Origin of the sequence: Mesorhizobium sp. LNHC221B00, from assembly GCF_000502935.1 — a bacterium.
In the GTDB taxonomy this organism is placed as follows: domain Bacteria; phylum Pseudomonadota; class Alphaproteobacteria; order Rhizobiales; family Rhizobiaceae; genus Mesorhizobium; species Mesorhizobium opportunistum.
The window spans coordinates 110,564-125,321 of record NZ_AYWR01000001.1; the positions used below are offsets into that span (position 1 = coordinate 110,564).

The window sequence follows — 14,758 nt, forward strand, 5'->3', positions numbered from 1 at the left end:
CCCTCAGGTGGGGAGATTGGCAGCTTCATCGCCGCGCTTAGATCATCTCCAGTCCGCGCTTGCGCGTCGGCGGCGGGAAGGCGCGGTCGAGATCGGCGAGATCCTCACCGGTGAGCTTGATGTCGAGCGCGGCAAAGTTCTGGCGGACGTGCTCCTGGCTGCTGGCCTTGGGAATGGCGATGACGCCCTCCTGCTGCATCACCCAGGCCAGGGCTATCTGTGCCGCGGTGGCGCCATGGCGGGCGGCGACCGCGTCGAGCCTGGCATTGCGCGCCAATGCACCTTGTTCGACCGGAGAATAGGCCATCAGCGGAATGCCTCGCTTCCGGCTCCAGGGCGCCAGATCGAACTCGAGGCCGCGCCGGACCAGATTGTAAAGCACCTGATTGGTCTGGACATTGCCGCCATTGGGTAAGCCGGCGAGGTCTTCCATCTCCTCGATGTCGAAATTGCTGACGCCCCAGTGGCGGATCTTGCCGGCTTTCTTCAGCGCCTCGAAGGCTTCGACCGTCTCCGCCAAGGGCACGCTGCCAGGCCAATGCAAGAGATAGAGATCAATGCGGTCGGTGGCGAGGCGCTTCAGGCTGTTCTCGCAGGCGCGCTGCACGCCGGCGCGCGAAGCGTTCGACGGCAGAACCTTCGTGACCAGGAAAACCTCGGCACGGCGGCCGGCGATGGCTTCGGCCACCACTTCCTCGGCACCGCCGCTGGCATACATCTCGGCGGTGTCGATCAGCGTGACGCCGAGATCGAGGCCAAGCTTGAGAGCAGCGACCTCATCGCCACGGCGCCTGATATCCTCGCCCATTTTCCATGTGCCCTGGCCGAGAACGGCAATGGCTTCGCCGGAGGGCAGCGTGGTGGTTCTGACGGTCGATGGCATGGCAGGCTCCGTTCGGGGTCGGATCGCATCACAGGCCGGGCGAGAAATCCAGAGGCGTTCTCGCCGCCGGCGATCTGTCGAACGCCTATTTCACCGGATGGGCGGCGAGCCAGTCCCGCATCTGCTTGATCTCGGTCTCCTGCGCGGCGATGACCCCTTTGGCCAGTTTGCGGATTTCCGGATCCTTGCCATTGGCAAGCTCGACCTTGGCCATGTCGATGGCGCCCTGATGGTGCGGGATCATGCCGCGAACGAAATCAACGTCGGCATTGCCGGTATATTGCGAGGCCATCATGCCGGCGTGCATCTTGTCCATCGCCGCCTTGTAGCCCTCTGTCGACGGGCTTTCCGCGCCCATCGCCATGCCGGCCATGTCGTGTTTCATCTCTTCGCTTTGCGCCGGGACGCTTTCGAGGAAGACGGCAAGCAGCATTCCGGCCGCCATCAGCAAAAGCACGAGTTTCTTAGCCAGGGTCATTCATGGTCTCCTGTTGCATGGATTTGGTATTTGGGGGCTTGGATCAGAGTTTCAACGTTCTCAGCCGCAATGCGTTGGCGATCACCGACACCGACGACAGGCTCATCGCCGCCGCCGCCAGCATCGGCGACAAAAGCGTGCCGGTGAGCGGATAGAGCACGCCGGCGGCGACCGGTACGCCAAGCACATTGTAGAGGAAAGCGAAGAACAGGTTCTGGCGGATGTTGCGGATGGTGCCCTGGGCCAGCGTGCGCGCCCGCACGATGCCGTTGAGATCGCCCTTGACCAGGGTGATGCCGGCACTTTCGACCGCGACATCGGCGCCGGTACCCATGGCGATGCCGACATCGGCGGCGGCAAGCGCGGGTGCGTCGTTGACGCCGTCACCGGCCATGGCAACGCCGGCGCCCTCGCCGCGCAACTCGTCGACGAGGGCTGCCTTCTGTTCGGGCAAGAGCCCGGCGCGCACCTCGTCGATACCGAGGCGGCCGGCGATCGCCTTGGCCGTGCGCTCGTTGTCGCCGGTGGCCATGATGATCCTCAAGCCGCTGTCATGCAGGGCCTTGATCGCCTCGGCGGTGGTCGCCTTGACCGGATCGGCAACGGCGACGATGCCGGCCAGCCTGCCGCCGACAGCGACGAACATCGCCGTCTTGCCGTCGCCCTGCAACGCCTCGGCGCTGGCCGCAACGGCGGAAACATCGACGCCGAGGTCGCGCATCATCGCGGCGTTGCCGAGCGCGACCGTCTTGCCCGACACGGTGCCTGAAACGCCCTTGCCGGTGGTCGCCTCGAAATCGCCGACGTCGGCGACGGTCATGCCGCGCGCCGCGGCACCTTCGACGATGGCCTCGGCCAAGGGGTGTTCAGACCCCTTCTCGAGACTTGCCGCAAGCCCCAGCAATTCGTCCTCTGCAAAGCCGCTGGCAGCCACGATATCGGTCAGCTTCGGCCGGCCTTCGGTCAGCGTGCCGGTCTTGTCGACGATCAGCGTGTCGACGGAGGCGAAGCGTTCGAGTGCGGCGGCCTCCTTGATCAGCACGCCGGCAAGAGCGCCGCGACCGGTGGCGGTCATGATCGACATCGGCGTGGCAAGCCCAAGCGCACAGGGACAGGCGATGATCAGCACCGAGACCGCCGAGACGACGGCAAAGACCAGGCTGGGCTCGGGACCAAGGACCGCCCAAGCGATGAAGGCCGCGGCGGCAACCAGGACGACGGCCGGAACAAAGTAGAAGGAAACGCGGTCTGCCAACCCCTGGATCGGCGCACGCGAGCGCTGTGCCTTGGCGACGAGTTCGACGATGCGCGCGAGCGTGGTCTCGGAACCGATCCGTTCGGCGCGCATGATCAGCGAGCCTTGCCTGTTGAGTGTGCCGCCGGTGAGTGCGTTGCCTTCGGTCTTTTCGACCGGCAACGGCTCGCCCGTGATCATCGATTCGTCGATGGAAGAGCGGCCTTCGAGCACGGTGCCGTCGACCGGCACGGCTTCACCCGGCCGGATGCGCAAGCGGTCCCCGGCCTTGACGCCGTCCAGCGGGACGTCGCTCTCGGAGCCGTCTTCGGCGATCCGCCGCGCTGTCTTGGGCGCCAGATCGAGCAAAGCGCGGATTGCCGAGCCGGTCTTTTCTCGGGCGCGCAATTCCAGCACCTGGCCGAGGAAGACCAGCGCGACGATGACGGCGGCGGCCTCGAAATAGACCGGCACCGCACCGCCATGGCCGCGGAACTGATGCGGGAAAATGTCCGGGAACAGCGTGGCGACGACGCTGTAGAGATAGGCGGCACCGACACCGAGCGAAATCAGCGTCCACATGTTGGGGCTGCGGTTGAGTATCGATTCCCAGCCGCGATGAAAGAAGGGAAAGGCGGCCCAAAGCACCACCGGGCTTGCCAGGGCCAGCTCGATCCAGACCTTTGTGCGATCCCCGACCAGTCCCTCGAACGACAGGCCGACCATCGGCGCCATGGCGACGATCAGAAGCGGGATCGACAGGCCCGCGCTGACCCAGAACCTCCTGGTGAAGTCGATCAACTCCGGATTAGGCCCTTCATCGCCAGTCGGCACGCCCATTGGCTCCAGCGCCATGCCACAGATCGGGCAAGAGCCGGGCTTGTCGCGGACGATCTCGGGATGCATGGGGCAGGTGTACTGCGTACCCTTGGGCATCGGCGCGGGCGCCGGCCTGTCGCCGAGATAGGCTTGTGGGGCCGCCTCGAACTTGGCCTTGCAGCCGGCGGAGCAGAAATAGAAGCCCTGGCCTTCATGGCGGACAAAGTGCCTGGCCGTGGCGCGATCGACGCTCATGCCGCAGACCGGGTCGGTGGCCGTCAGGTATTTCTCCGGCTCGGCCAGGAATTTCGTGCGGCAGCCCTCGCTGCAGAAATGATAGAGCCGGCCGCCATGTTCTGCTGTCGGCTTGCCGGCGGCCGGATCCACGGCCATGCCGCAGACCGGATCGCGCAGGACCGCGTCCACGGCCGCGGCTTTCGGCGCGCAGCAGCCGCCATGCGTGTGATGATCGTGATCTGAATGCGCCATTCCAAAATGCCCTTAGCAAACTGCTTCGGGCAGGAGGTAGTGCTTCCAGTAACTGGAAGGTCAAGGGCCGTTATGATTATTCGTATTTCGAGGCTCGACCCGGCTGTTCGCCCAGAAAAAGTCGACATTCCGCAGCGCTGCGTGTGCTAACGCTCGGCCTTTCGACAACAATTCGAATCCCGGTAAATCAATGAAATGTCTGGTCATCAATCTTGATCGGTCTCCCGACCGGCTCGCCCACATCACGGCGGAGTTTGCCCGCATCGGCATCGCCTTCGAGCGAATCGTCGCAACCGATGCCCGTGACCATCCTGAGTTGGTGCTGCAGCCACAAGATGCGATCTACGCCGTCCGGCACCTGTCCTCCAGCGAGGTCGCCTGCATGCACAGCCATCGCGCCTGCTGGTCGATCATCGCTCAAGACGATGCCCCTTATGGCGCCGTCTTCGAGGACGACGTTGTGTTCTCCGCGAAAGCCGGTGCCCTTCTGGCCGATAGTGGCTGGATTGCGGCCGATGCCGATGCCATCAAACTCGAAACATTCTTCAGCAAGACCATGATCCAGAGGAAAAGGATCGCCGTCGGCAACGGCTTCTCCATGTTCAGGCTTCGCAGGAGCCATATGGGGACCGGCGGCTACATCGTCTCCAGGCAGATGGCGCGCGACCTCCTGGAAGCTACCGCGCAGGCCAGCGCAGCTGCCGACGATCTCCTCTTCAACCCCGCGTTCCCGACGTCGGGAAGCAAGACGATCTACCAGCTTGTTCCCGCACTCTGTGCGCAGGACCAGTTCGTGGGCGACAGATTGCCAAGCCTGCTTTTCGAAGAGCGCGAAGCCGAATGGGTCGCAAGCGGGCTGACCATCAAGCGCAGAAAGCCCGTCGCCGAGAAGATAAGGGTAGAAATCAGGCGGGTCGTCGAGTGGGTCATCGATCACTGCAAGCTGCGGCATTATACGGTCGTTGCGCTCGATCCCCCTGCGGAAGAGCCGATGTCTTGCCTGGCCGCCGGCGGCAACGAGAACGCGCTTTAGACGCCCAACGGGCAAGACCGATCCGTATCCGAAAGCCTGGTAGTTTTGGTTCAGGCACTGCTTCGAACTTGCTGTGGCCGGCAAAGTAGAAATTGACCATTTCGGCCCTATCATTTCATCACGGTGCAAAATACTCTTAAAAAGTCAGCAGACACCGGCTCCGGTGTGCTAGAGAACGCCGCCACTCCCGAAAGACAACGATTTCGTCGAACAATGAAGCGCCTGGTCATCAATCTCGATCGATCTCCCGACCGACTTGCCCACATGGCATCGGAGTTCGCCCGTATCGGCATTGGGTTCGAGCGGGTCGCGGGGATCGATGCCCAGGACCATCCCAATCTGGTGCTGCAGCCGCAGCACGCGATACATGCCATCCGGCCCCTCGCCGGCAGCGAGATCGCCTGCCTGCATAGCCATCGTGCCTGCTGGACGATCATTGCCCAGGACGACGCCCCGTACGGCGCCGTCTTCGAGGACGACATGGTGTTTTCCGGCAGAGCCGGTGCGTTGCTGGGCGATACGAGCTGGGTTCCGGCGGGCGCGGACGTCGTGAAGCTCGAGACGTTCTTCTCCAGAACCGTGATCCAGAGGAGAAGGGCCCCTGCCGGACACGGTTTTTCCACGGTCCGGCTCCGCAAGGGCCATCCAGGGGCTGGGGGCTATCTCCTCTCGCGGCAAATGGCGCGCGCGTTTCTGGAGGCAACGGCGCAGGTCAATATAGCTGTCGACGATCTCATCTTTAACCCCGCTATGTCGGCCGGCAGGAATATCTACCAGCTTGTTCCCGCGCTCTGCGCGCAAGACCAGTTCGTCGGCGACAGGCTGCCGAGCCTGCTTGACCAGGAACGGGATGCCGCACGGACCGCGAGCGGGCTTATGGCAAGGCAGAGCAAGCCGACAGCCGTGAGAATCAGCAGGGAAGCCGGGCGAACCGTGAGGTGGATCGCCGACTTCTGCAGGCTGCGGCGGCAGATTGTCGTGCCCTTCGGCCCCATCGAGGCAACCGACTAGGCCGATTCCGGGCTGTCGGCCGGCCCCATACCCAGCGCCGCGAAAACGCGCTATAGACGCCGCCCAAAAGGCAAGGCCAACCGGTACCTATGGCGAAAATCTCCCTGAAGCTCAATGAACTGATCGACGGCGAAGCCTTGCGCCGCGAGATGACCGCTCTGACCGCGGCGAGCGCCGGCGATGGTTCCAGCGCTATCATCCGCACGGCCGCTCTCCAGCTTCTCAAGGGCCGGCTCGCCGAAGGCCGCAGAAAAACCGAGGCCATGCTGAGAGAGGATGGCGGCGGCAATGCCTGCGCCGAGCGGCTGTCGCATGTGATGGATCAGCTGATCCGGGCGCTTTACGATTTCGCCGCGACCCATGTCTACCCGGTGAAGAACCCGTCGTCGGCCGAGCGCATGGCCGTGGTTGCGGTTGGCGGCTATGGGCGCGGCACGCTGGCGCCGGGATCCGACATCGACCTTCTGTTTCTGTTGCCCTACAAGCAGACGCCGTGGGGCGAACAGACAGTCGAATACATGCTCTACATGCTGTGGGACCTCGGACTGAAGGTCGGCCATGCCACCCGCAATATCGACGAGTGTCTGCGGCTGTCGCGCACCGACATCACCATTCGCACCTCGATCCTGGAAGCGCGCTTCCTGTGGGGGGAACGCAAGCTCTATGAAGAGTTGATGCTGCGCTTCGACCATGAGGTGGTGCGCACGACCGGCCCGGAATATGTCCAGGCCAAGCTTGCCGAACGCGACGAGCGCCACGCCAAGGCCGGCGAAAGCCGCTATCTGGTCGAGCCCAACGTCAAGGACGGCAAGGGCGGCCTGCGCGACCTGCAGACGCTGTTCTGGATCGGCAAGTATTTCTATCGGGTGCGCACCGGAGAAGAACTGGTCGAAAAGGGCGTCTTCACCGACGCCGAGTACCGCGAGTTCCAGAAGGCCGAGGACTTCCTGTGGGCGGTGCGCTGCCATATGCATTTCCTCACCGGCAAAGCCGAGGAGCGGCTGCATTTCGACATCCAGCGCGAGATCGCCGAACGGCTGGGCTACACGACGCATCCCGGCCTGTCGGCGGTCGAGCGCTTCATGAAACACTACTTTCTCGTCGCCAAGGATGTCGGCGACCTCACGCGCATCTTCTGCGCGGCACTCGAGGAGGAGCAGGCCAAGCATGTGCCCGGTTTCAACCGCATCTTCCTCACCTTCCAGCGCCGCAAGCGCAAGCTTGCCGGCACGTCGGACTTCATTGTCGACAACCACCGCATCAACATCGCCGACGACCAGGTGTTCGAACGCGATCCGGTCAATCTGCTCAGACTATTCTGGTTCGCCGACAAGCACGGTCTGGAATTCCACCCCGACGCGCTGAAGCTGCTCACCCGTTCGCTCGGCCTGGTCAACAAGTCGCTCAGGCGCGACGAGGAGGCCAACCGGCTGTTCCTCGACATCCTGACGTCGGACCGCAATGCCGAACTCAACCTGCGCCGGATGAACGAGGCCGGGCTGCTGGGCAGGCTGATCCCGGATTTCGGCAAGATCGTCGCCATGATGCAGTTCTCGATGTACCACCACTACACGGTGGACGAGCACCTGATCCGCTGTATCGGCGTGCTGGCCGAGATCGAGCGCGGCGATGGCGAGAAGGTGCATCCGCTGTCGCATTCGCTGATGCCTGGCCTGAAGAAGAGCCGCGAGGCGCTTTATGTCGCGGTGCTGCTGCACGACATCGCCAAGGGCAGGCCGGAAGATCATTCGGAGGCCGGCGCCCGGATCGCACGCCGCATCTGCCCGCATATGGGGCTGTCGCCGGCCGATACCGAAACCGTTGCCTGGCTGGTCGAGAACCATCTCGTGATGTCGATGACGGCGCAGACCCGCGATCTCAACGACCGCAAGACCATCGAGGATTTTGCCGCGATCGTGCAGTCGGTCGAGCGGCTGAAGATGCTTTTGATCCTGACCGTTTGCGACATCAGGGGCGTCGGACCAGGTGTCTGGAACGGCTGGAAGGGCCAGTTGCTGCGCACGCTCTACTATGAGACCGAACTGCTTTTGACCGGCGGCTTCTCGGAAGTGTCCCGTGCGCAGCGGACGGCGGCGTCGCGCGAGCGTCTGGCCGAGGCGCTCGCCGACTGGCCAGACAAGGCCCGCAAACGCTATGTCGGCCAGCACTACGAGAATTATCTCCTGACCGTCGACCTGCCGGACCAGCTTCGCCATGCCGAATTCATCCGCGATGCGGATGCGGTGGGCAAAAAGCTTGCCACCATGGTCAAGACGCACCAGTTCGAAGCGGTGACCGAAATCACCGTGCTGGCGCAGGACCATCCGCGTCTTCTCTCCGTCATTGCCGGGGCATGCGCCGGCGCCGGCGGCAACATTGTCGACGCGCAGATCTTCACCACGTCGGACGGCCGCGCCCTCGACACGATCCTGATCTCGAGGGAATTCGACCGTGACGAGGACGAGCGGCGGCGCGCCGAGCGTGTCGGCCGGCTGATCGAGGACGTGTTGTCCGGCAAGAGCTGGCTGCCGGAGATGATCGAGAAGCGCACCAAGCCACGGCGCGGCTCCAAGGTGTTCAAGATCCCGCCCCGCGCCGAAATCCGCAATGCGCTGTCGAACCGCTTTTCGGTCATCGAGGTCGAGGGCCTCGACCGCCCGGGCCTGCTGTCGGAGATCACCAGAACCCTGTCCGACCTGTCGCTCGACATTGCGTCGGCCCATATCACCACCTTCGGCGAAAAGGTCATCGACACCTTCTACGTCACCGACCTTACCGGCCAGAAGATCGACAGTCCGGCGCGCATTGCCGCCATCCGCAACCGGCTGATAGCGACGCTCGAAGGCGCCGCGCCGGAGCGCGGCGGCAGGGCCAAGGCGGCCGCCGAGTGAGAGCCATCATCACTTTGTCCCAATCTCCAGAGCTATTCGCCGTTTCACGGAAACGGCGAATAGCTCTAACTTTTTGTTTTAACACAATTCCAAACGGAAAGCCGTTTAACACTTTTCCTGGAATTGCTCACAGGCAGTCTCCGAACGCATGAGCCTCGTCAAGAAATTCGCAACAGTCGCTTCCGGCACGCTGATGAGCCGCGCGCTGGGGTTTGGCCGCGAGATGCTGATGGCGGCGGCGCTGGGCACCGGGCCGGTGGCCGACGCGTTCAACGCCGCCTTCCAGTTTCCCAACACCTTTCGCCGGCTGTTCGCCGAGGGCGCCTTCAACGCAGCCTTCGTGCCGCTGTTCGCCAAGGAGATCGAAACGCACGGCACTGATGGCGCCAAGCGCTTCTCCGAGGAAGTGTTCGGCGTGCTGTTCACCGCGCTGCTGGCACTGACCATCGTCATGGAACTGGCGATGCCGCTGATCGTGCGCTACCTGGTGGCGCCGGGCTTTGCCGACACGCCTGGAAAGTTCGAGACGACCGTCGCACTGGCGACGATCATGTTCCCGTACCTCATCTGCATGTCGCTTGCCGCCATGATGGCGGGCATGCTGAATTCGCTGCGCCGCTATTTCGCGGCGGCGATCGCGCCCGCGTTCCTCAACATCATCCTGATCAGCGTGCTTGGCTACGCCTGGTATCATGGGCTGGATGCCCGTGCTGTCGGGTTCAGCCTGTCCTGGGGCGTTTTGGCGGCAGGCATCGTGCAACTCGCAATCGTCTGGGTGGCGGTGCGCAACGCCGGCATCTCTATCGGCTTCCGCCGGCCGAAGATGACGCCGAACGTGAAGCGGCTGTTGATCCTGGCGCTGCCGGCGGCGATCACCGGCGGCATCACCCAGATCAACCAGCTGATCGGCACGGCGATCGCGTCGGCGCAAGACAGCGCCGTGTCCTCGCTCGCCTATGCCGACCGCGTCTACCAGCTGCCGCTCGGCGTCGTCGGCGTGGCAGTGGCGATCGTGCTGTTGCCGGAACTGTCGCGGGCGCTGAAATCAGGCAATCTGATCGAGGCGGCCAACCTGCAGAACCGCTCCGTCGAGTTCACCCTGTTCATGACCTTGCCGGCGGCGGCGGCACTCTGGGTGATGTCGGAGCCGATCGTGCGGCTGGTCTATGAGCGCGGCGCATTCGCCGCCAACCATTCGACGCCGACGGTGGCGGCGATCCTGGCGATCTTCGGCCTAGGCCTGCCGGCTTTCGTGCTGATCAAGGCCTTCACCCCTGGGTATTTCGCCCGCGAGGACACGCGCACGCCGATGATCTTCGCCGCCATCTCGGTGGCGGTGAATGTCGCCACGGCGCTGACGCTGTTTCCCAGGATGGGCGCACCCGGCATCGCGGTGGCGTCCGCCGTGGCCGGCTGGGTCAACGCGCTGATGCTGCTTGGCATGCTCATCCGGCGCGGCCATTGGGGCCGCGACGTGCCGCTCCTGAAGCGCATTCCACGCCTGGTGCTGTCGGCGGCGGTCATGGCGGTGGCGCTGTATTTTGCGGAGCATTGGCTGGCCGTCAGACTCGGCCCCGGCTCGCCGCTGGTGGTCAAAGCGACGACGCTTCTGACGCTCGTCGCCGGTGGAGCGCTGCTCTACTTCGTCACCGCGTTTGCCACGGGTGGCGCCGACTTCGGCATGATCCGGCGCAATGTCGGACGCAAGGAGACACCACAGCCTAAGGAACAGTCTTCAGATCCGTGAGCCGGAATTCGTCGGCTGTCGAAAGCATCGGGACGGCATAGTAGCGCGCGCAAGCATAGTGAAAACAATCCGCCAAATTCAGTCGGATGGCGTTGTTGCGAAACCGCGACGCAGCCTCAACGGACAAGGACGTTGCGTCCGCGGCAGGCGGAAGCTCCCGCACGGCAATAGCCCGTTCTTCGAGAAAACGACTGACTATCTTGAGGCTCACTTCGACCGGCACCGCTAGCTTTTCGGATCGCGAAAGGGCCATTGCCGCTTCCCACACCGCGATTGCCGACGTGAACGGAGCCGATGCTTCCAAGACGGCCCGTGCGCAGCGCTGCGCTTCGGCCTCGTGGCTGAGCATCGCGACGATAGCGGCTGCGTCGACAAACATCAGTCTTCGCCGGACAATTCGTCGTAGACCGAGCGCGGCAGCGGTTTGCGCGCCTGCTCGCTGAGCTCGATTCCAAATTCGGCGCGCAGCCTTGCCGCCGTCTCCAACGGCGTCTCGCGATTGCGGCGGCGCTCAAGCGCTTCGCGCATGGCAATCACGATCGCCTCGGTTATGCCAACGCCCTCAATTCTAGCGAAGGTGCGCGTTAAGTCATCCGCTTCTTTGTTGTTGATGTTGATCGCCATAACGTGCCCACTCAATCGAATGTAGCGGAAATAATGTAGCCACCTACATCAAAATGTCAATATCTAGAGGAGCCTTTGGAGGGCCAACCAGCCCCTTGATCCTGCCGCCCCCTTCGTCCATAAGCGCGCCGTCCAAAGACTTTCGCCGCGTGCGGTTTCCAGCCGCATGATTGGCTCCAAAAAGTCTGCAACTTTTTGGAATCATGCTTATACGGCCCTCCACAAGCCATGAGGAAACCCATGTCCGCCTTCAAGCCACTCGTCTTCTCCGGTGTCCAGCCGACCGGCAATCTGCACCTCGGCAACTATCTCGGCGCCATCAAGAAATTCGTCGCCCTGCAGGACACGTCCGACTGCATCTATTGCGTCGTCGACTTGCATTCGCTGACCGCGCAGCTCGTCTATGACGACCTTGCCGACCAGACGCGGTCGATTACCGCGGCCTTCCTCGCCTCCGGCATCGACCCGAAGAAGCATATCGTCTTCAACCAGTCGCGGGTCATGCAGCATGCCGAGCTTGCCTGGATCTTCAATTGCGTGGCGCGCATCGGTTGGATGAACAAGATGACGCAGTTCAAGGACAAGGCCGGCAAGGACCGCGAGAATGCCTCGTTGGGCCTGCTCGCCTATCCCTCGCTGATGGCGGCCGACATCCTGCTTTACCGCGCCACCCATGTGCCGGTCGGCGAAGACCAGAAGCAGCACCTGGAGCTGACCCGCGACATCGCGCAGAAATTCAACAACGATTTCTCCGGCCGGATTGCCAGCCTTGGCGTCGGCGTCGAGATGCAGGTTGGCGAGGAGACGGTGAACGGCTTCTTCCCGATCACCGAACCGGTCATCGGCGGCCCGGCGGCGCGCATCATGAGCCTGCGCGACGGGTCGAAGAAGATGTCGAAGTCGGATCCGTCGGACCTGTCGCGCATCAACCTGACGGATGACGCCGATACCATCTCGAAGAAGATCCGCAAGGCCAAGACCGATCCGGAAGCCTTGCCGAGCGAAGTCGACGGGCTGGAAACCCGGCCGGAAGCCGAAAACCTGGTCGGCATCTATGCCGGTCTCGCCGAGCTTTCCAAAGCCGAGGTGCTGAAGGAATTCGGCGGTCAGCAGTTTTCGGTGTTCAAGCCGGCGCTGGCCGATCTGGCAGTGGAGAAGCTGGCGCCAATCGCCGGCGAGATGCGCCGCATCCAGGGCGATCGCGCCTATGTCGACGCGGTGCTCAGGGATGGCGGCGAACGCGCCGGCGTGCTGGCCGAAACGACGATGAAGACGGTGCGCGACATCGTCGGCCTGCTGCAGGGCTGACCTGTACCAAGACACCGCCGCCAGCCGGCCGCTTGCGGCCAGATGGTGGCGGTGGCAGATTGCGGCCGAAAACACATCGAGCAGATAGACATGGTCTCCAAACGCCTCATCCGTGAAGCCGGTCATCGCAGGAAATTCCTGACGATCATCGACGATACGCCGGAATGCGAGCGTGCCGTCGCCTACGCCTCGAAGCGGGCGCAGAGCACGAGCGGCACGCTGGTGCTGCTCTATGTCATCGTCCCTGATGATTTCCAGCACTGGCTGGGCGTCGAGAAGATCATGCGCGAAGAGGCCAACGCCACGGCGCGCGCGGCGCTTGATGGCTATGCCAACAAGGTGCGCCAGAAGCTCGGCATCGAGCCGGAAATGGTGGTGCGCGAAGGCAAGCCGACGGAAGAGATCCACAGGCTGATCGAGGAAGACCAGGATATCGCCATCCTGGTGCTGGCGGCCGGCGCCGGCAAGGAAGGCCCGGGGCCGCTGGTCGGCGCCGTGGCCGGCAAGGGTGCGGCGTTCCCCATTCCGGTGACCGTCGTGCCGCAGAACCTTTCCGACGAGGAGATCGACAGTCTCGCCTGAAGCCTGCCAGGAATTTCGATTCCCCAGCTAGCAAAACATTCCGCCAGCCAGCCGTTCCGGTGACGCGTTTCGCTTGAATGTTCAGCCGATAGAGCTTATTTAGAACTATTCCAAACTATCTGCCCGATACGGGCACGGAGACGTCCATGTTCATCCAGACCGAATCGACGCCAAACCCGGCGACGCTGAAATTCCTGCCCGGCAAGGAAGTGGTTCTGGAAGGCACCGCCGATTTCCGCGATGCCGACAGCGCGGCGGTGGCCTCGCCGCTGGCCGGCCGGCTGTTCGAAATCCCCGGCGTCACCGGCGTGTTCTTCGGCTATGACTTCATCACTGTGACCAAGGACGGCCCCGACTGGCAGCATTTGAAGCCGGCGATCCTTGGCGCCATCATGGAGCATTTCATGTCCGGCGCGCCTGTCATGGCCAAGGCGGGTCCCGCCGCCGAAACCAGCCAGACCGGCGAATTCTACGACAAGGCGGACGAGGAGCTCGTCATCACCATCAAGGAGTTGCTCGACACGCGGGTGCGCCCGGCGGTGGCCCAGGATGGCGGCGACATCACCTTCCGCGGCTTCGAGAACGGCACCGTGTTCCTGCACATGAAGGGCGCCTGCGCCGGTTGCCCGTCATCGACGGCTACGCTGAAGCACGGCATCCAGAACCTGCTTCGCCATTTCGTGCCGGAAGTGCAGCAGGTCGAGCAGGTCGCCTGATCGTTTCGCTCTATTGCCAACTGTGAAAAACAAAAAACCGGGCCGAATTGCCCGGTTTTCTGTTTTGGGACGTCCATTGTTGCCTAGACGGTCCGCGTACGAACTGCTTTGACCCTGGTCCTTGCGACCACGATCAGAGGACGATGACCTTGGCGCCGACCGAGGCGCGATCATAAAGGTCGATGACGTCCTGATTCATCAGCCGGATGCAGCCCGACGACATCGCCTTGCCGATCGAGTTCCATTCCGGGCTGCCGTGCAGGCGGTAACCCATGTCACCGCCCTTGTTGAACAGATACATGGCGCGGGCGCCGAGCGGGTTCTTCAGGCCCGGCTCCATGCCGCTGGCGAACTTGGCGAGTTCCGGCTGGCGCTTGATCATCTGCGACGGCGGCGTCCAGGTCGGCCACTCACGCTTGATCGCGATATGGGCGGTGCCATGCCACTCGAAGCCCTCGCGGCCGACGCCGATGCCGTAGCGGATCGCCAGGCCGTCGCTCTCGACGAAGTAGAGGAACTTGTTCTGCGTATCGACGATGATCGTGCCGGGCTTTTCCTTGGTGTCGTAATTCACTTCCTGGCGGTGATACTTCGACGGCACCTTCTCGATCGGGATGCGCGGCAGCTGGTAACCGGCATCGGTCACCGCGCCATAGTCGTTGGAAAATATCTGCCCGCCAATGGTGCTGCAACCGGCGAGTGCAGTGGACAGCGCCATTGCGGCAACTATTGCGAGCGACTTCATGCGCATGAGGTGATCCGGAGCCCCGCCCAAACTTAGAGCGGCACGAGTCGGCCGCCTTCTCGCCATCATTCATGCTGGCATTTGCTTTGCTTGCCAAGCACGCGATGCCTATATCCAGGACCTTACCTGCTGGTAAGCGTATCACTGCGGCATTTCGGCAACAGCCTCCGCCGGATTGTGAAGCAAATTCAATGGGCC

13 protein-coding genes are annotated in these 14,758 nt (G+C 63.1%); 7 read left to right on the top strand and 6 right to left on the bottom strand.

Annotated elements, in window-relative coordinates; genetic code table 11:
• Positions 1-37: 37 nt before the first annotated feature.
• The 3 genes from X741_RS165655 to X741_RS165645 all read right to left on the bottom strand — a co-directional run bounded on the left by X741_RS165655 (position 38) and on the right by X741_RS165645 (position 3,903).
• Entirely contained in the window at positions 38-883 is an 846-nt protein-coding gene (locus X741_RS165655; RefSeq protein WP_023775792.1) for an aldo/keto reductase, read from the bottom strand.
• A gap of 85 nt (positions 884-968) precedes the next feature.
• Complete coding sequence (locus X741_RS165650) at positions 969-1,361, bottom strand: DUF305 domain-containing protein (RefSeq protein WP_023775793.1); 393 nt, start codon at positions 1,359-1,361, stop codon at positions 969-971.
• Between the two features lie 43 nt (positions 1,362-1,404).
• The gene (locus X741_RS165645) at positions 1,405-3,903 is read right to left on the bottom strand and encodes a heavy metal translocating P-type ATPase (protein ID WP_023775794.1); all 2,499 of its coding nucleotides are present in this window, start codon (positions 3,901-3,903) and stop codon (positions 1,405-1,407) included.
• 190 nt (positions 3,904-4,093) lie between these two features.
• Here X741_RS165645 and X741_RS165640 point away from each other — a divergent pair, with 190 nt between their 5' ends.
• From X741_RS165640 to murJ, 4 genes are all read left to right on the top strand, one after another.
• Complete coding sequence (locus X741_RS165640; protein WP_023775795.1) at positions 4,094-4,936, top strand: glycosyltransferase family 25 protein; 843 nt, start codon at positions 4,094-4,096, stop codon at positions 4,934-4,936.
• Positions 4,937-5,149: 213 nt separating this feature from the next.
• Positions 5,150-5,947, top strand: a complete 798-nt coding sequence (locus tag X741_RS165635; protein WP_023775796.1) for a glycosyltransferase family 25 protein — start codon at positions 5,150-5,152, stop codon at positions 5,945-5,947.
• Between the two features lie 89 nt (positions 5,948-6,036).
• Positions 6,037-8,838, top strand: coding sequence for a [protein-PII] uridylyltransferase (locus X741_RS165630; protein ID WP_023775797.1), 2,802 nt, complete (start codon positions 6,037-6,039; stop codon positions 8,836-8,838).
• Positions 8,839-8,986: 148 nt separating this feature from the next.
• Positions 8,987-10,585 carry a murein biosynthesis integral membrane protein MurJ gene (gene murJ, locus X741_RS165625; RefSeq protein ID WP_023766317.1) on the top strand — a complete coding sequence of 533 codons (1,599 nt, stop codon included), beginning with the start codon at positions 8,987-8,989 and terminating at the stop codon, positions 10,583-10,585.
• On the opposite strand, the gene X741_RS165620 is transcribed toward murJ, so the two are convergent.
• Complete coding sequence (locus X741_RS165620) at positions 10,560-10,964, bottom strand: type II toxin-antitoxin system VapC family toxin (protein ID WP_023775798.1); 405 nt, start codon at positions 10,962-10,964, stop codon at positions 10,560-10,562. The genes murJ and X741_RS165620 overlap by 26 nt on opposite strands.
• Complete coding sequence (locus tag X741_RS165615) at positions 10,964-11,209, bottom strand: type II toxin-antitoxin system VapB family antitoxin (RefSeq protein WP_023766315.1); 246 nt, start codon at positions 11,207-11,209, stop codon at positions 10,964-10,966. Before X741_RS165615 ends, X741_RS165620 begins: the two co-directional genes overlap by 1 nt.
• A 240-nt stretch (positions 11,210-11,449) precedes the next feature.
• Between X741_RS165615 and trpS the strand changes: the two genes are divergently transcribed.
• The 3 genes from trpS (at position 11,450) to X741_RS165600 (ending at position 13,815) form a co-directional block, all read left to right on the top strand.
• Entirely contained in the window at positions 11,450-12,517 is a 1,068-nt protein-coding gene (trpS, locus tag X741_RS165610; RefSeq protein ID WP_023775799.1) for a tryptophan--tRNA ligase, read from the top strand.
• A gap of 90 nt (positions 12,518-12,607) precedes the next feature.
• A complete protein-coding gene (locus X741_RS165605) occupies positions 12,608-13,099 on the top strand; it encodes a universal stress protein (RefSeq protein WP_013891439.1) in 492 nt (163 codons plus the stop codon).
• Positions 13,100-13,245: 146 nt separating this feature from the next.
• Entirely contained in the window at positions 13,246-13,815 is a 570-nt protein-coding gene (locus tag X741_RS165600; protein WP_023775800.1) for a NifU family protein, read from the top strand.
• A 133-nt stretch (positions 13,816-13,948) separates the two neighbouring features.
• Here the strand turns inward: X741_RS165600 and X741_RS165595 are convergent, their stop codons facing one another.
• Positions 13,949-14,566, bottom strand: coding sequence for a L,D-transpeptidase (locus X741_RS165595; protein WP_023775801.1), 618 nt, complete (start codon positions 14,564-14,566; stop codon positions 13,949-13,951).
• Between the last annotated feature and the right edge of the window lie 192 nt (positions 14,567-14,758).